This is a genomic window from Microbacterium aurantiacum (assembly GCF_040532595.1).
GTDB classification, from domain to species: Bacteria; Actinomycetota; Actinomycetes; order Actinomycetales; family Microbacteriaceae; genus Microbacterium; species Microbacterium chocolatum_B.
Genome location: NZ_JBEVYX010000001.1, coordinates 846,268 through 862,994 on the forward strand (window position 1 = coordinate 846,268; position 16,727 = coordinate 862,994).

At 71.1% G+C, this 16,727-nt stretch carries 15 protein-coding genes; 4 read left to right on the forward strand and 11 right to left on the reverse strand.

Translation table 11 applies throughout. The features are described 5' to 3' along the window. Nucleotides 1–13 precede the first annotated feature (13 nt). The 6 genes from ABXJ56_RS04110 to ABXJ56_RS04135 all read right to left on the reverse strand — a co-directional run bounded on the left by ABXJ56_RS04110 (nucleotide 14) and on the right by ABXJ56_RS04135 (nucleotide 8,902). Complete coding sequence (locus ABXJ56_RS04110) at nucleotides 14–595, reverse strand: DUF1349 domain-containing protein (RefSeq protein WP_353998449.1); 582 nt, start codon at nucleotides 593–595, stop codon at nucleotides 14–16. Further along, entirely contained in the window at nucleotides 592–2,346 is a 1,755-nt protein-coding gene (gene treZ / locus ABXJ56_RS04115; RefSeq protein ID WP_353998450.1) for a malto-oligosyltrehalose trehalohydrolase, read from the reverse strand. The genes ABXJ56_RS04110 and treZ overlap by 4 nt, the downstream gene beginning before the upstream one ends. Continuing rightward, a complete protein-coding gene (treY, locus tag ABXJ56_RS04120) occupies nucleotides 2,343–4,736 on the reverse strand; it encodes a malto-oligosyltrehalose synthase (RefSeq protein ID WP_353998451.1) in 2,394 nt (797 codons plus the stop codon). Before treY ends, treZ begins: the two co-directional genes overlap by 4 nt. Before the next feature lies 1 nt (nucleotide 4,737). Then, complete coding sequence (glgX, locus tag ABXJ56_RS04125; protein ID WP_353998452.1) at nucleotides 4,738–6,954, reverse strand: glycogen debranching protein GlgX; 2,217 nt, start codon at nucleotides 6,952–6,954, stop codon at nucleotides 4,738–4,740. Nucleotides 6,955–7,024: 70 nt separating this feature from the next. Then, entirely contained in the window at nucleotides 7,025–8,053 is a 1,029-nt protein-coding gene (locus tag ABXJ56_RS04130) for a cupin domain-containing protein (protein WP_353998453.1), read from the reverse strand. 45 nt (nucleotides 8,054–8,098) lie between these two features. Further along, nucleotides 8,099–8,902 carry a DUF1206 domain-containing protein gene (locus ABXJ56_RS04135; RefSeq protein ID WP_353998454.1) on the reverse strand — a complete coding sequence of 268 codons (804 nt, stop codon included), beginning with the start codon at nucleotides 8,900–8,902 and terminating at the stop codon, nucleotides 8,099–8,101. Between the two features lie 103 nt (nucleotides 8,903–9,005). Here ABXJ56_RS04135 and ABXJ56_RS04140 point away from each other — a divergent pair, with 103 nt between their 5' ends. Then, on the forward strand, nucleotides 9,006–10,364 hold the full coding sequence (locus tag ABXJ56_RS04140) for an MFS transporter (protein ID WP_353999960.1): 1,359 nt from the start codon (nucleotides 9,006–9,008) through the stop codon (nucleotides 10,362–10,364). Here the strand turns inward: ABXJ56_RS04140 and ABXJ56_RS04145 are convergent. Further along, complete coding sequence (locus tag ABXJ56_RS04145) at nucleotides 10,343–10,720, reverse strand: TIGR02611 family protein (RefSeq protein ID WP_353998455.1); 378 nt, start codon at nucleotides 10,718–10,720, stop codon at nucleotides 10,343–10,345. The genes ABXJ56_RS04140 and ABXJ56_RS04145 overlap by 22 nt on opposite strands. A gap of 104 nt (nucleotides 10,721–10,824) precedes the next feature. Between ABXJ56_RS04145 and ABXJ56_RS04150 the strand changes: the two genes are divergently transcribed. Further along, entirely contained in the window at nucleotides 10,825–11,568 is a 744-nt protein-coding gene (locus ABXJ56_RS04150) for a DUF429 domain-containing protein (RefSeq protein ID WP_353998456.1), read from the forward strand. A 7-nt stretch (nucleotides 11,569–11,575) separates the two neighbouring features. Here ABXJ56_RS04150 and ABXJ56_RS04155 read toward each other — a convergent pair whose 3' ends face one another. Together ABXJ56_RS04155 and ABXJ56_RS04160 are read right to left on the reverse strand one after the other, a co-directional pair. Next, a complete protein-coding gene (locus tag ABXJ56_RS04155; RefSeq protein ID WP_353998457.1) occupies nucleotides 11,576–11,731 on the reverse strand; it encodes a zinc transporter permease in 156 nt (51 codons plus the stop codon). After that, a complete protein-coding gene (locus ABXJ56_RS04160; protein ID WP_353998458.1) occupies nucleotides 11,728–12,048 on the reverse strand; it encodes an ArsR/SmtB family transcription factor in 321 nt (106 codons plus the stop codon). The genes ABXJ56_RS04155 and ABXJ56_RS04160 overlap by 4 nt, the downstream gene beginning before the upstream one ends. A gap of 142 nt (nucleotides 12,049–12,190) precedes the next feature. Here ABXJ56_RS04160 and dinB point away from each other — a divergent pair, with 142 nt between their 5' ends. Beyond that, nucleotides 12,191–13,387, forward strand: a complete 1,197-nt coding sequence (gene dinB / locus ABXJ56_RS04165) for a DNA polymerase IV (RefSeq protein WP_353999961.1) — start codon at nucleotides 12,191–12,193, stop codon at nucleotides 13,385–13,387. A gap of 28 nt (nucleotides 13,388–13,415) precedes the next feature. Beyond that, the gene (locus ABXJ56_RS04170) at nucleotides 13,416–14,384 is read left to right on the forward strand and encodes a zinc-ribbon domain-containing protein (protein ID WP_353998459.1); all 969 of its coding nucleotides are present in this window, start codon (nucleotides 13,416–13,418) and stop codon (nucleotides 14,382–14,384) included. Nucleotides 14,385–14,431: 47 nt separating this feature from the next. Here the strand turns inward: ABXJ56_RS04170 and ABXJ56_RS04175 are convergent, their stop codons facing one another. Both ABXJ56_RS04175 and ABXJ56_RS04180 read right to left on the reverse strand, forming a co-directional pair. Next, nucleotides 14,432–15,766 carry an HNH endonuclease gene (locus ABXJ56_RS04175; RefSeq protein ID WP_353998460.1) on the reverse strand — a complete coding sequence of 445 codons (1,335 nt, stop codon included), beginning with the start codon at nucleotides 15,764–15,766 and terminating at the stop codon, nucleotides 14,432–14,434. 60 nt (nucleotides 15,767–15,826) lie between these two features. Then, entirely contained in the window at nucleotides 15,827–16,648 is an 822-nt protein-coding gene (locus ABXJ56_RS04180; protein WP_353998461.1) for an SGNH/GDSL hydrolase family protein, read from the reverse strand. Nucleotides 16,649–16,727: the final 79 nt, after the last annotated feature.

The following is a 16,727-nucleotide window of genomic DNA, read 5'->3' on the forward strand; positions in this document are numbered from 1 at the left end:
AGTGAACCGGGGATCAGTGGAGGGAGGCGTCGGCCTCCGTCACGCGCCAGGCGTGGAAGGGCACGCGCAGGCCCGCGCGGGTCGGACCGCACACCATCGGTCCCGCGCCCACCGCACCGGGGTCGGCGGGGAGGAACGGGAGCACGCGCACGAGACGCAGCGGCTCCCCCGTCGGCGCCGCGCGCACGGTGAGGGCGTCACCGGTCCAGCTCACGCGCACGGTGATCCGCCGATCGGTCCACTCCGGAACGGGTGCGATCGACCAGTCCGAGCGGATGTCGGTGACCACCGCGCCGACACCCGGCACGCCGTCGGCGAACTCCACTCCCGCCTTGATCCAGTGCTCCTCCCCCGCGCGGACGAAGATCCCCGCCTGGTCGAACTCGCCGGAGAACGCCGCCGTGAACTCGACCTCGACGGCCGTGTCGATCGCGAACGGGGCGAGGAGCGCGTGCTCGGTGTCGTGGACGAAGCCGTAGGAGGTGTGCCGCCACGCGTCGCTCCCCTCCACCGCGGTGACGACGAGATCTCCCCCGACCTCCTCCACCGCCGCCGGGTCGTGCGTCCACGTCCCTGCGCTCCACGGGAGGTTCATCGCGTGGACCCGCCCGCCGCCCGCACGACCGTCGCCGAGACGGCGGGAAGGCGAAGACCCGCGGCGATCACCGCGGTGGCGGGGTCGGTGGCGAGCAGCACCTCGGCCGCGGCATCCGTCTCGACCGTCACATCGGCCTCCGACACGTTCACCCACACCGTGACGGCGCCGCGGTCGAGGCGGTAGACGCGCCCGCCCGCGACCTCGCGCTGCCCCGCGTCCGGCCACGCCGGATCGGTGAGCTCGGGCACCTCGCGGCGCAGGCGCGCGAGCTCGCGGTAGAGGGACAGCAGCCGCGCGTGTCGTCCGCCGGTCGCCTCTTCCCACTTCAGCTTCGAGCGCTCGAAGGTCTCGGGGTCCTGCGGATCCGGAACGATGGATTCGTCCCAGCCCATCGCGGCGAACTCCGCGATCCGACCCTCAGCGGTGGCCTCGCCGAGCTCCGGCTCGGGGTGGGAAGTGAAGAACTGCCACGGCGTGGACGCCGCCCACTCCTCGCCCTGGAACAGCATGGGCGTCCCGGGCGCGGTGAGCGTGAGCACCGCCGCGATCGCCAGCCGGTCGTCGTCGAGGTTCTGCGACAGGCGGTCGCCCGTGGCCCGGTTGCCGATCTGATCGTGGTCCTGCGCGAAGGTCACCAGACGCCAGGCCGGCACCTCGGCGGGGATCGGCTTCCCGTGATCGCGCCCGCGGAACGACGAGTACGTGCCGTCGTGGTAGAAGCCGCGGCTCCAGACCTTCGGCAGCGCCTCGGGGTCGGCGAAGTCCTCGTAGTACCCCACTGTCTCCCCGCTGACGGCGACGTGGACGGCGTGGTGCCAGTCGTCGCTCCACTGCGCGGTGAGACCGTAGCCGCCCGCCTCCCGGGGCAGGATGAGCGTCGGATCGTTCATGTCGGACTCGGCGATCAGCGTCAGCGGACGTCCGAGATGCGCCGACAGGGCGTCGGTGCGCCGCGCCAGCTCGGCGAGGATGTGCTCGTCCCGCTCGTCGAGGAGGGCGTGGACGGCGTCCAGCCGCAGCCCGTCGACGTGCATGTCGCGCATCCACATCAGCGCGTTCTCGACGATGAAGGACCGCACGGCGTCCTCGTCGAGGTTGACCGAGTCCCCCCACGTGTTGCGGCTGCCTTCGCGCAGGTACGGCCCGAATTCGGGCAGGTAGTTGCCGCTCGGGCCGAGGTGGTTGTAGACGACGTCCTGGATCACCGCGAAGCCGGCGGCGTGGGCGGCGTCGACGAAGCGCTGGTAGGCGGCGGGGCCGCCGTAAGGCTCGTGGACGGCGTACCAGAGCACCCCGTCGTACCCCCAGTTGTGCACGCCGTTGACGCCGTTGACGGGAAGGAGCTCGATGTGGGTGACGCCGATGTCGCGCAGGTGCGAGAACTTCCCGATCGCCGCGTCCAAGGTGCCCTCGGGCGTGAACGTGCCGATGTGGAGTTCGTAGATGAGTCCGCCGGCGAGCTGACGCCCGGTCCAGGCGGCATCGGTCCAGGTGTGCCGCTCGAGATCGACATGAGCGGATGCCGCGTGCACGCCGTCGGGCTGGCGACGCGACCGGGGGTCGGGGCGGAGCTCGTCACCGTCGCCGAGGACGAAGCCGTAGCGCTCGCCGTCGGCGAGCTCGACGTCCGCGCGCCACCATCCGTCCGTGGCGGCGTCGAGTTCGACGTCTGCGCCGGCCGCGTCGTCGGGTCCGATGCGGCGCAGGCGCACCCGGGAGGCGTGCGGGGCCCACAGGTCAACGGTCATCGGTCATCGTCCTCTCGGATGAGCAGTGCCACGGGGTAGTCGGCGAAGAGGTCCGTGAGCGCGACCTCTCCGGCGGTGAAGCGGCGGCCGGTGAATGCGTCGACGGCGGGGACGGGGCGTCGGAGGAGCACGGTGTCGCCCCAGCCGCCCCGCGCGGCCAGGCCGACGGGCAGGCGGGTCGCGGCGACGACGGCACCGCCGCGGTCCGCCGCGACGAGGTGGTCGGCCGCGGGGCCGACCGCGGTCATCGGCGTGTACCGCTCGAAGAGTTCGGGCCGATCGCGGCGCAGCCGCAGGGTGCGCGAGGTGACCAGGAGCTTGGCCGCTCCGGACTCGTCGATCGGCGGCACCTGCCCCACGGGCGCGGAGTCGAGGTCGGCGAGCATCCGCGCGCGCAGGTCGAAGTCGACCGGGCGGCGGTTGTCGGGGTCCACGAGAGAGGTCTCCCACAGCTCGGAGCCCTGGTAGACGTCCGGCACGCCGGGACCCGCGAGCTGCAGCAGCTTCTGGGACAGACCGTTGATCCAGCCGGGGGTGGCGATCTCGTCGACGAACGCCTGCACGTCGGAGGCGCCCGCTCCGGTCGCCGCGTCGATGACGGCGTGCATCCGCTCCTCGAAGTCGGCATCCGGATCCCACCACCCGGTGGCCTCGGCGGCCTCCCGCGCGGCCTTCTCGGCGTACGCATGGAGACGCTCGGCGGAGGCCGGCCATGCCCCGACGATCGCCTGCCAGAGGAGGGAATCGAACGGTCCGTGGCCCGTCGAGCCGATGCGCTGGAACGCGGCGAGCTGATCGGACCACCGGTCCGGCATCTCGGCCAGCACGCTGAGTCGGGCCCGCACGTCCTCGCCGCGCTTGGTGTCGTGCGTGGAGAGGGTCGTCATGGCGTGCGGCCACTCGGCCAGACGCGTCGCCTGGGCCGCGTGAAACTCCGCCACCGACAGAGAGAACTGCGACGGATCGCCGCCGACCTCGGTGAGCGGACCGAGACGGGTGTGCCGGTAGAACGCCGTGTCCTCGACGCCCTTGGCCATGACGGGGCCCGTCGTCTGCTGGAAGCGGCGCGCGATCTCGTTCGCCGGATCCGCCAGAAGGGGCACGAGGGCGTCGATGGTGCCCGCGAGCTCGGGGCGGCGCGCGCGACTCTCCGCGGCGGCGGCGTCGAGGTGCTCGCGACCTGCCGGGAGGTACGAGCGGTAGACGGGGAAGCATGCGAGGAGCTCGGCGAGGGCGTCCTGCAGCGTCTCCTCGTCCTCGGCGCGCGCATCGCCGGGGAGGAGGCGGATGAGGCGGCGGATCTCCGCGACCTGGATGGTGTCGGCGATCATCCGCTTGGTGTCGTGGATGAGGTCGTGCCACTCCCGCGGTGCGGGCAGGCCGCTGGCGGCGCGGAGCCGCGCGTCGAGCGCGTCCAGGCCCGCCTCCCCGGCCGGGTCGATCAGGACGCGTCCGATCTCGGCGAGCGCGTCGTATCCGGTCGTTCCGTCGGTGGCCCACCACGCGGGCAGGGTCTCGCCGTGCTCGAGGATCTTCTCCACCAGCACGTAGGCGTCGCCGGTCTCCGCGGCGAGGCGGTCGAGATACGCCCCCGGATCCGCGAGGCCGTCCGGGTGATCCACGCGCAGCCCGTCGGCGAGGCCTTCGCGCGTCCATCGGAGGATCTCGGTGTGGGTCGCATCGAACACCGCGGGGCGCTCGATCCGCACACCCGCGAGCGAGGTCACCGCGAAGAAGCGCCGGTAGTTGAGTTCCGCCGCCTCGCGGCGCCAGAACATCAGCTCGTAGTTCTGTCGGGCGAGCACGGCGCGGATCGTGTCGGCGTCCGTGAGCGCCGCATCCTCCACCGCATCCAGCGAACCGGGCGCGAGCGGGAACACGTTCTCGTAGTAGCGCAGCAGACCATCGGGCGCGTCGTCCGCCGGCGTCCGGTCGAGCGTGAGCTCGCCCGCGGCGAGCACCTCGTCGAGGGAGCCGCCCAGGGCGGGGAGCCGGACCCGCCCGTCGCCCAGGCGCGGGTCCACGTCGAACGCCGCGGCGTGCGGCGAATCCGCCCCGAGGCGCAGCAGATCCCACCACCAGGCGTTCTCGCGCGGGGCGGAGACTCCCATGTGGTTCGGGACGATGTCGATCAGGATGCCGAGTCCGGCCTCCCGCGCGGCGGCGCCGAAGCGGTCCAGACCGTCCGCCCCACCGCGCGCCGGGTCGATCACGGTGGTGTCGACGACGTCGTACCCGTGGTCGGATCCGTCGGTCGCCGACAGCAGCGGCGACAGATACGCCCACGACGCCCCGAGGGCACTGAGGTACCGCGCGCGGTGCGCGGCGGCATCCAGGTCGAAGGAGGCGCGGATCTGCAGTCGGTACGTGGAGACGGGCTCGCGCCTCATGTCACAGCTCCGGTTTCGGTGCGGGCGCGGGGGTGGGGATGATCTGGATCGCCGAGGTGGCGGTCTCCGCGCTCAACGCTGCGGAAAGCGCGTGGTCGACGGTGGTGTCGGTGTCCTCGTGCTCGCGAAGGACGACCAGAGACCGGGCGGCGACCTCGATCTCGCCCTCCGGGGCGACCGGCCCACCATCCGCGAGGCGAGCAGCGGTGTCGACGAGGACGTCCCAGCTCGCGCCGTAGTCGGCATTCGGCAGACGCACCGTCACCGCCTCCTCTCCCGCGTTGAAGAAGAGGATGAAGTGGTCATCGGTGATCGCCTCACCACGACGATCACGCTCACGGATGCCGTGGCCGTTGAGATACACCCCGACGGCGCGGCCGAAACCGGAGTCCCAGTCCTCGGGCTGCATGACTGTGCCGTCCGGACGCAGCCACACCACGTCGGGCACCGGAGCGCCCTCCTCGGAGCGGACGGGGCCGCCGTTGAAGAACCGGCTGCGACGGAACGTCGGGTGCTGACGGCGGAGGCGCGACAGGGCAGCGGTGAAGTCGATCAGCGAGGTGTCCGCCGACTCCCAGTCGACCCAGGTGATCTCGTTGTCCTGCGCGTACCCGTTGTTGTTGCCGCCCTGCGTGCGGCCGAGCTCATCGCCGTGCAACAGCATCGGCACGCCCTGGCTGAGCAGAAGCGTGCTCAGGAAGTTCCGCTGCTGACGGGAGCGCAGTGCCAGGACGTCGGCGTCATCGGTCGGACCCTCGACGCCGAAGTTGTACGAGCGGTTGTGCGACTCGCCGTCGCGTCCGTCCTCGCCGTTGGCGTCGTTGTGCTTCTCGTTGTACGACACCAGATCGCGCAGCGTGAAGCCGTCGTGGGCGGTGACGAAGTTGATCGAGGCCACGGGACGACGGCCCGAGTGCTCGTAGAGGTCGGCCGAGCCGGTGAGGCGGGACGCGAACTCGCCGAGCGTGGACGGCTCGCCGCGCCAGAAGTCGCGGACGGTGTCGCGGTACTTGCCGTTCCACTCGGTCCATTGGGGCGGGAAGTTCCCGACCTGGTACCCGCCGGGGCCGACGTCCCACGGCTCGGCGATGAGCTTGACCTGCGACACCACCGGATCCTGCTGCACGAGTTCGAAGAAGGTCGCGAGGCGGTCCACGTCGTAGAACTCGCGGGCCAGGACCGAGGCGAGGTCGAAGCGGAAGCCGTCCACGTGCATCTCGAGGACCCAGTAGCGGAGCGAGTCCATGATCAGCTGCAGCGCGTGCGGGTTGCCGGCGTTCAGGCTGTTGCCGGTGCCGGTGTAGTCGGTGTAGTACCGCTTGTCGTCGTCTTCGAGCTTGTAGTAGGCGACGTTGTCGATGCCGCGCATCGACAGGGTGGGGCCGAGGTGGTTGCCCTCGGCGGTGTGGTTGTACACGACGTCGAGGATGACCTCGATGCCCGCGGCGTGGAGCGCGCGCACCATCGCCTTGAACTCCTGGACCTGCTCGCCGCGCTGGCCGCTGGAGGCGTAGGTGTTCTGCGGCGCGAAGAATGCGATCGTGTTGTAGCCCCAGTAGTTGGACAGCCCCTTGTCCTGCAGGGTGGAGTCATCGACGAACTGGTGGACGGGCATGAGCTCGATCGCGGTGACGCCGAGCTTCTGCAGGTGCTCGATGACGGCGGGGTGGGCGATGCCGCTGTACGTGCCGCGAAGCTCCTCGGGCACCAGCGGGTGAAGCTGGGTGAGGCCCTTGACGTGGGCCTCGTAGATGAAGGACTCGGCGTAGGGGGTTTTCGGCAGGCGGTCGCCGCTCCAGTCGAAGAACGGGTTCACGACCACGCCCTTCATCGCGGCGGCGGCCGAGTCCTCGTCGTTTCGCGAGTCCGGGTCGCCGAAGTCGTACCCGAAGACCGACTGGCCCCACTGCACCTGACCGTCCACGGACTTGGCGTAGGGGTCGAGGAGCACCTTGTTGGGGTTGAACCGCATGCCGTTCGCGGGGTCATGGGGGCCGTGCACGCGGTAGCCGTACACCTGCCCCGGCCGCACCTCGGGGAGGTAGACGTGCCACACGTACGCGTCGACGTCGCGCAACTCGATGCGCGTCTCCTCTCCGTCATCGTCGAAGAGGCACAATTCCACTTTGTCGGCGCCCTCGCTGAACAGGGCGAAATTCGTCCCGTTACCGTCGAAGGTCGCTCCCAGGGGGTAGCTCGATCCAGGCCATGTCTGCACGTCGCTCAGATTAGGCCAGGTACCCACCCCGGTGTCGCTCTTGACCGCGGGGACGGCACCGAGTAGGCGTTCAGGCCGGATCGCGGGGGTTGCGGCGCGGCACGATGAGGGGATCGATCGGAGTCGGCGGCAGCGGCGGCAACTGCTCCACGGGAACGCCGAAGGACGCGGCGAGCACCTCGGGCGTGAAGGCCGTCGCCGTCGCGCGGTACCCGACGTCGCCGGGCATCGGCTGATCGAAGAAGACGAGGAAGTGCACGCCGTCGTCGGTGAGGGACTCGATGTGATGCGGGTAGGCGCGCGGGATGAAGTACACGTCGCCGGGAGCGAGCAGATACTCCTCCAGACGGCCCTCGGGACTCAGCACCCGCATCCGCCCATGCCCCGACTGCACGTAGCCGAGCTCGGCGGTCACAGGATGCCAGTGGGGCTCGCGCATCCCCTGTCCGCCGATGCGGAGCGAGTACATCGACAGGTCCTCGAGCGCCGGCCAGAACTGCCGCCGAGCCAGGTGCGCGCTTCCGTAGGGATACGCCAACGGCGGATTCTGCGCCTCGACGTCGAACTGCCGCGCGTCGGGCAGGCGCAGTCCCGGTGACAGCACCGCCGCCGCGTCGCGCGAGACGATCTGCGCCGAGGCGCCGCGCGGCAGAGCGGTGAACGCCGCGGCATCCGTGTCGTAGGTGTTGCCGAGCACGGCGTCGGTCATGGCGGCGACGCTGTCCGCGAAGGAGAAGTGCCGAGGCGACTCCGCCCGGAGGACCAGGACGAGCTCGGCGACCTCGTCACCGACGTTCTCGATGTGGTAGACCGCTCCGGACTCGACGTGGTACATCTGCCCGGGTCCGACGAGGAATCGAGAGAAACTGTCACCGTTGCCGAGGACGGACACCACGACGGTCCCGGAGATGCAGTAGGAGATCTGGTTCGCGTCGACGTTCCACTGCGGCTCCCGGACGGCGCCGGGCTGCAGCACGACGCGCTTCAGTGACAGCCGGTGCAGCACCGGGAGCTCCGCGGAGGTGATCTGGGTGACCGTCCCCAGCTCGCTCTCGAACACGGGTCGAGCGTGCAGGACGGAGGTCGCGTACGTGCTCACGCGCTCAGCATAGGGGCGGGCCCGCCGCGGGCGGGAGGGCCCCGATCACATGCGCGCGTAGCGGGCGCGGGCGATCGAGAACAGGCCGTAGAGGATCAGTCCCACTCCCACGATCCACAGCACCACGGGGCCGAACGGCAGTGCGACCAGCGCCTTCAGCGCGGCATCCAGCCCGCCGGCGGCTTCCGCGTCGTGCGTGACGGCCGCAGCGAGGAAAAGGATGCCGGCGACGCCGATGGCGATGCCCTTGGCCACGTACCCGGCCACACCGAAGGCGATGATGCCCTTCCGCGCCGTTCCGCCGGGCAGGGAGAGCTTCTCCTCGAACTTCCGCGTCACGCCGCGGAAGACGAACGCGACACCGATCCCGAGGATGACGAGCCCCACCAGTCCCACCAGGAAGACCCCCGCCGGAGCCGACATGAGCGTCTGACTGAACGAGGACGCCGAGTCCTCCGAGTCGGAGCTGCCCCCGGCGGCGAAGACGGCCGCGGTGAAACCGATCGCCAAGTAGGTCGCTGCGGTGCCGAGGTACTTGATCCGGTGCGCCCACGCCTTCTTCGTGTCGGGATCGCGCTCGAGGAGGGCTTCGGCGATCTGCCAGGCCGCGAGGGCCGCGAGCCCCACGACCACCGCCCAGAGGGCGAAGACCCCCGCGGGGGCGTCCCGGATCTGCTGCATCGCGCCGCTCTGATCGGCCTCGCCGCCGCCGGATCCGGTGGCGATCGAGATGGCGATCGCCCCGATGACGAGGTGGAGGAGCCCGAGGACGACGTAGCCGACGCGGGCGGCGACCCGGAACGCGGTCGAATCCTGGGCCTTGCGCGCGGCATCCTTCGAAGCACTCATGATCGGGACGATACTCACCGATCGCGGCGAGGATCGGGGGTTGACGGCGGACGCCGTCGGTGCCGAGGCGTAACGTGAGCGCGTGACCGACTCCGCCGCACGCATGACCGGGACGCAGCGCACCGTGCTCGCCGTCGCCGTGCTCGGGTCGTTCGTCGCCTTCCTGGACTCCACCGTCGCCACCGTCGCCCTCCCCGCGATCAGCGACGAGCTCGGCGGTGGCCTCACCACGCAGCAGTGGGTCGTCGACGCGTACCTCATCACCCTCGGAGCGCTCATCCTCGTCGCGGGCTCCGTGAGCGACGCCTTCGGCCGGACGCTCGTGCTCCGCATCGGTCTGTGGGGCTTCGGTGTCGCCTCGGTCGCGATCGCCGCCGCCCCCACCGCGGAGGTCCTGATCGTCGCGCGAGCCGTGCAGGGCGCCGCGGGCGCCTTCCTCGTCCCGAGCTCGCTCGCCCTCATCACCGCGCACTTCCGCGGCCCCGCGCAGGCCCGCGCCATCGGTCTGTGGACCGCGATGACGACCACCGCGATGATCGCCGGTCCCGTCATCGGCGGCGTCTTCGTGGACACCGCGTCGTGGCGCTGGGCGTTCCTCATCAACGTGGTGCCGATCGCCGTCACGCTGGTCCTCCTCGCCCGCGGCGACTTCCGCGACACCCGCGCCCCGGATGCCGCGATCGACGTCGTCGGTGCGGTGCTGTGCACGCTCGGTCTCGCCGGAATCGTCTTCGCCCTCATCGAGCAGCCGAACCTCGGCGCCTCCTCCCCCGCGATCTGGATACCGGGCGGACTCGGCGTCGTGCTGTTCACCGCGTTCGTCCTCCGCCAGCGCCGCGTGCGCGCGCCGATCCTCCCGCTCGATCTGTTCCGCGCACGGGTCTTCACCGCGGGGAACGTCGCGACGTTCTTCGTCTACGCCGCGCTGTCGCTCAACGGGTTCGTGGTCGTGGTCTTCCTCCAGCAGGAGGTGGGCTTCCCCGCGACGCTCGCGGGGCTGGCGAGTCTTCCGGTGACGGTGCTGATGATCCTGCTCAGTTCGCGCTTCGGCGCGTGGAGCGGCCGGGTCGGGCCTCGCTGGTTCATGACGCTGGGTCCCGCGCTCATGGCGATCGGGGCGCTGCTGCTGCTCACCGTCGGCGAACCGTTCTCCTACCCCTGGCAGATGCTGCCGAGCATGCTGCTCATGGGGCTCGGACTGTCGGCGACCGTCGCACCCCTGACGGCGGCCGTCCTCGGTGCCGTCTCGACGGAGAGGTCCGGAATCGCGTCCGCCGTCAACAACGCCGTCGCGCGGATCGCGGGGCTCATGGCGGTCGCGGTCCTGGCGGCGATCGTCGGCGGCGCGCTGGACGTGGACGGGTTCCATCGCGCGGCCATCGCCACTGCGGCACTGCTGTTCGCGGGAGCGATCACGTCGCTCCTCGGCATCCGGAATCCTCAGCCGGTGGAACGCGCCTGACGCGCGGCGCGACGTGCACGCCACCACGTCCAGAAGCGCTCGAGCATGCGCTTGCCCCACAGCGAGATGCGGCGAGCCCAATGGAACTCGGTGCCGAGGATCGCCAGGCCCAGGAAGACGACCAGCCAGCCGGGACCGGGTAACGGCACCAGGATGAGGCCGAGAACGGAGACCACGGTGCCGACCACGCCGATCGCGATGCGATAGGCGACCTGAAGGAGGGGGTGCCGGGCGATGAACGCGCGACCCCGACGCATCGACCGGGTCCAGACGTTGCCGCTGCGCTCCGCGTGGGCGATGTCGTCGCGGATCTCCCTCTCGAAGGGAGCGTCGAAGGGGGCCGATGACGCGGACATGCACCGAGAGTAGCGAGCACAGTCGAACACCGTCTGCGTGTTGACTGACGATCCGGTGTGTGCGGATCCGTCGGGGTCCGCGACCGGCGCCGTAGGGTGAGCGGGTGATCTGCGTGGGCATCGATCTCGCGGCCGAACCCGCCGCGACGGCTGTCGCGCGACTCGACGCCGACGGTACGACGCTGCGTCTGCGGGACCTGCACCTCGGCGCCGATGACGACGCGATCGTGGCCGCGGCGGCCGGCGCGGACGGCGTCGGAATCGACTGCGCGTTCGGCTGGCCGGCGGCCTTCGTCGAGTTCGTCTCCGCCCACGCCGCCGGGCGGATGCCGGAGACGGCGCCGACCGGCAAGGACGGCCGTCGCCCGCTCGCCTACCGCCGGACCGACGTCGAAGTGCAGCGGCGGACCGGACGATGGCCCCTCAGCGTCTCGACCGATCGCCTGGGCCTCACGGCGATGCGGTGCGCCGTGCTGCTCGACCGGTTCGCCCGCGCCGGAGAGCATGTCGACCGCGCCGGATCGGGCCGCTTCGTCGAGGTCTACCCGGCGGCGTCACTGCGGATATGGGGCCTGCTCGAGCCGCGGTACAAGGTCGACCCGGACGCGCGGGCCGCGACGCTCGACCGCGTCCTCGCGGCGGCGGCGCCGATCGGCACGACCGCGTCGCAGCGGGAGCTGATGGTGCGCTCGGCGGATGCGTTCGACGCGTTGATCGCCGCACTCGCGACGATCGCGCACCGCCGCGGACGCACGCACCCCGTGCCGGGACACCTCGGCGAGATCGCCGCGGCGGAGGGCTGGATCGCCCTCCCCGACGGTGGCCTCGCCGAGGTGCTGCGGGGGTGAGGCGAGCTCAGTGCTCGTCGTAGTGGTCACCGTGCAGGGCGTGCTTGTGGCCGTCGTGCACGTAGTCGACGTGGTCGTCGTGGCTGACGGCCTCGTGCCCGCAGGCCTCGCCGTGGGCGTGCTCGGCGACGGTGTGCTCGGCGTGGGTCTCGGTCGTGCTCATGGCGTGCTCCTCGTGTGCGGATCGGTGGGATGGGGTTCTTGGACGTGCGCGAGCGCGTCCTCGATCACGTGGGCGACGTGGCGGTCCGCCAGGGCGTAGGTGACTTCCCTCCCCGAGCGGCTCGTGGTCACCAGCCCCACCTGACGGAGCGTCCGCAGATGCTGGGAGACGAGCGGCTGCGACAGTCCCGTCGCCTCCACCAGTGCCCCCACCGTCTGCGGCTCCGCCCCGATGAGGCGCAGAAGACCGAGCCGTGACTCGCTGCCCAGAACCTTGAACAGCTGCGCCGCCTCGGCCAGCCCGGGTTCCGTGATCATTCCTCGATCATGCCTCACGTATCAATGAATCGCTATGTATTCATGCAATTGAGAACGATGGTCGATGTCATCAGCGAACCGCCAATGGTCTCCGATGTCGCCGGTGCGTGGGACGATCCGCGTGCGCGGGAGGGGAAGACGGATGCAGGGCGAGGCGACGGTGCTGCACGCCGATCTCGACGCGTTCTACGCCTCGGTCGAGCAGCGCGACGCACCCGAACTCCGTGGAAGGCCGGTCATCGTGGGCGGCGGCGTGGTGCTGGCCGCGAGCTACGAGGCGAAGGCGCGCGGGGTGCGGACAGCGATGGGCGGGCGGCAGGCGCGGGACCTCTGTCCGGATGCCGTGGTCGTACCGCCTCGGATGGAGGCGTACTCGGCGGCGAGTCGGGCGGTGTTCGCCATTTTCCACGACACGACTCCGCTCGTGGAGGGCCTGTCCATCGACGAGGCGTTCCTCGAGGTGGGCGGGCTCCGACGGATCGCCGGCACGCCCGAGCAGATTGCCGTGCGCCTCCGCGAGCGGGTGCGCACGGAAGTGGGACTGCCCATCTCGGTGGGCGTGGCCCGCACCAAGTTCCTCGCGAAGGTCGCCAGCGCCGTCAGCAAGCCCGACGGCCTGCTCGTGGTCGAGCCGAACCGGGAGGAGGAGTTCCTCCTCCCCCTGCCGGTCGAGCGGCTGTGGGGCGTCGGGAAGGCGACCGCCGCGAAACTGCACGGTCTCGGCATCCATACCGTCGGCGAACTGGCCGACCTGGAAGCCGCGACCGCGGAACGGCTCCTCGGCAGGGCGGCGGGTGCGCACCTGCACGCGCTGTCGCGGCTCCGCGATCCCCGCCCCGTGGACACGACGAAGCGACGCGGGTCGATCGGCTCGCAGCGCGCCCTCGGCACCCGCCCGCGCACACCGGAGGAACTCGACCTGTTCCTCACCCAGATCGTCGATCGGCTCGGCCGCCGGCTGCGCGAGAAGAATCGGGTCAGCCGCACCGTCGTGCTCCGCCTGCGCTTCGGCGACTTCACGAAGGCCACGCGATCGCGGAGCCTCCGCGCGGCGACCGACCGCACCGGCATCCTGCTCGGGGTCGCGCGCGGGCTGCTGGAGGCGGCGCTCCCCGACATCGCCGAGCGGGGCGTGACGCTGATCGGCGTGTCGCTCTCGCAGCTGGGACCGGTCGACGGCGTTCCGCCCGAGCTCCCCCTCGAGTGGGACGACGGAGCGCGACTCGACACGGTGCTCGACGCGGTGCGCGACCGGTTCGGCGCGTCCTCCGTCGCGCGAGCCGCCCAGCTGGGGCGCGACCCGGGCTGGTCGACGCCGGTGCTTCCCGAGCACGAGTGATGTCGGACGGGCGTCGTACCCTCCCCTCATGGCAGAGCGGGTCGAGCTGTGGTGGGCGCGTCGCCAGTTCTCCAAGGGCACCGACGTGCCGTACCCGGTGGGCACGTACCGCGAGGCGTGGGCCGCCTTCCCCGCACTCATCCGCCAATACCACCCCGAGCTCAATGCGGGGATCGTCCTGAGCCAGATCCCGCCCGCGGCGGACGTGCTGCTGCTGTGGCAGTGCGAGGCGGGCCACGCGTTCGCTGCGACCCCGGACGAGCAGCGCCACCGCCCCGGGCGGGAACGACGGCGATCGGCGTGGTGCCCGGACTGCACGCAGCGCGCCCGCCCCGCGCCGGCGCTGCCGATGCGCGATTCCGTGACTGTGCCGGATCCGGACTCGGTCGGCGTCGCGGGCAATGCGGGCATTTCTGGCAACGCGGGCATTGCTGGCATGTCCGCCGTGGCGGGCAATGCGGGGGTCCGCGGCGCGCCGGATGCGATAGCGAAGCGCACCCTACTTCGAGCACGGAAGCCGAAGGCGCCGCAGAGAATCTGTGCGAAAACCCCCACCCTGCCCGTGGGCACGCCCTTCGTGTCGGAGTGCGCGCCGCGCCCCGCATCCGCGGTCGAAGCGCAGCTGCGAGCCGATCTGTTCGGCAGGCTTCCTCTGACCCCGGGGCTGAACGCGGTGCGGATCGCTCGCCCGTTCTTCGACCACGTCGAGGTGTGGCCCGACATCGTTCTGGCCGAGCTGCGCGTCGCGATCGAGTACGACAGCACAGGCCGGCACGGGCTGGAGCACGTCGGAACCCGGGAGGAGGCCGACCGCCGGAAGGACCGGGCGCTTCGCGCGGCGAAGTGGGAGGTCGTGCGGATCCGCACCGGAAAGCTCGCACCCCTCGGACCGCACGACCTGCAGGCGTCGGCCTGGAACAGGGCGACGCTGACGCGGCTGATCAACACGCTGAGAGGCATCCGCGGACCGCTTCTCGTCGACGCGTACCTCGCGTGATGCGTCAGGCCCGAGCGGCACGCGCGAATGGTGCGCCGTGATCCGCGTCAGGCGGTGAGGGTGTATCTGCGGGTGCCGGTGGGGCGTGGGGTGCGTTGGGGGTCGATCCAGGGTGGGGGGATGAGCCAGACGGTGGCGTGGGTGCCGGGTCCGTCGATGTGGATGTCCCACCCGTCGGCGTGGAGGCGGTGATGGCACCCGGTGCACAGCAACACACCGTTGCCGAGGTCGGTGGATCCTCCGTCGCGTTTCCACCAGGAGACGTGGTGCACGTGGCACCAGGCCGGGGGTGCCCCGCAGGACACGCATCCGCCGTCGCGTTCGATCAAGGCGAGCTTCTGCGCCGGGGTGAACAGGCGTCTTGTTCGTCCCCAGTCGAGGATGTCGCTGTCCCCGCCGAGGACGCACGGGATCACCTGACCGTCGGCGGCAAGGCGCCGGACGGCCCCGGCGGGGATCGGTTGGGTGACCCCGTCGATGGTCGCCGCGCCCGTGCCGGCTTCCAGGTCGGCCAGGTCCACCCGCACCACGATGGTGGCCTGCGGGCCGGTGGGGACCTCCGTGCAGCCGATCGCGTGACGGCACAGGTCCGCGAGAGCATCCGCTTGGATCTGCCGCACCGACCGCGGATCCTGCTCACCGGTGTCGGCGTGTTCGTTGCGGCGCAGCACCCCACCCACGATCGCCTCGATCGCCGCTTTCACCGGCGCCCCGGTCTCCGCATCCAGCTTCCCCGTGAGGTGCAGCATTCCGTCGCGTTCCTGGAGGGTGAACGACCGGTCGGCGACGCACTCCTCGTGGCGGGGTGCGATGCCGTCGGGGTCCAGGTGCGCTTCCGCGCGGGCGAGGAGCTTCGCCAGCTGATCCGGGCGAAGCCCCGGCACCAACCCCACCAGTTCCTCCTCCGCCCGCTCGAGCCGTTCCGGGTCCACGCGCAGTGCGACACGGTCCAGCAGCGCGGTGATCGCCGCAGCGCCCGTCACCCCGAGGGTGCCGTCTGCGACCGCGCGGGCCACGTGCGGATGCCTCGCGGGGAGTGCCTCACCGGTCAGGGCCATGCGGGGTGCCGTCGCTTCCCCGACCTGCACCCACCGCACCGCCTCCCCCACCGTGGTTCCGACCGTGGTCGCCACCAGCACGGGGGCCGAGGAGAACCCCGCCCTCCGCGCCAAAGAATCCCCACCGAGCTCCCGACGCGACTGCCGAGCGATCTCCGCAGCCACCGGCGCGAGCCCCGCATCCACCCGACGCTTCAACGCCCCCAACGCCTCCAGCACCCCCAGCAACTCCCCCGGCGCCAACGCCCCCACCGGCCGGTCACCACCCGCCGCAACCAACCCCGCCAACGCCCCCGCGATGCCCTCAAGACACGAACCATCCATACCCGAAGACTAGAACACACCTACGACATTTGCGCCTCGATTGAGGGATCTCTATCGAGATTAATTAGCAATAAATGCATCGACCACGCGGTCGGCGATCGCGCGATGTCCGTCGTTGCCGACGTGCCCGTCACCGAGGGCGTGGGCGGGGTCGATGACGTTGGGATCGAGCATCGAGATGTACTGCGCACCCACCGCTTCCGCCGCCTCCCGGACGGCGTCGTCCAGCGCACGGACGAGATCGTCGATGTCCCACGGGGTCGACGGGCCGACCGCCACGATGTCCGCCTCGGGCAGGTGGCCGCGCAGGGAACCGTACGTCTCGTGGACGGCCGCGCGAACGGCATCCGGGTCGCGGGAGAAGGCCGGCAGGTCGTTCTGCCCACCGGCCACGACGACGATGTCGGGTCCGAGCTCGACGGCTTCCGCGACCATCTCGACGTAGGTCGGGCAGTACTCGCGACCGCACCCCAGGAAGCTGTTGGTCGTGACGAACCCCGTGCCACCGAGCCCCAGGTTCTTCTCGACCCACCCGAGGTCACGGGAAACGAGGGTGCTCCAGCGGTCGTCGTTCGTCTCCGCTCCCCCGCCCTGCGTGTACGAGTCGCCGAGGAACGCCACCCGCGGAGGCGGGTCAGGAGTCGGTTCCACGGTCGGCGCGGGCGTGGGCGTGGGCGAGCCCGGTGTCGCCCACGCTTCCGGGGGGAGGGAGACCGTCGGCGAGCGCTGCTCGCGCGGCAACCGCTCGCTCGCACTGACGGCGGCGACGACGGCGATCGAGGCCGCCGCGGCGACGATCGCGCCCACCACCAGGGCTCGGGACGATGCGCGGCCGGGGCCGCGTGCGGAGGGCGTCCGAGGAGGACGTGTCGCGCGTCCCATGCATCGAGGCTAACAAGGGCGGGGCATCATGCGCCCTCCTGCGCACGGATGCAAGCCCCCCGTACCGCCTATGCGCCCG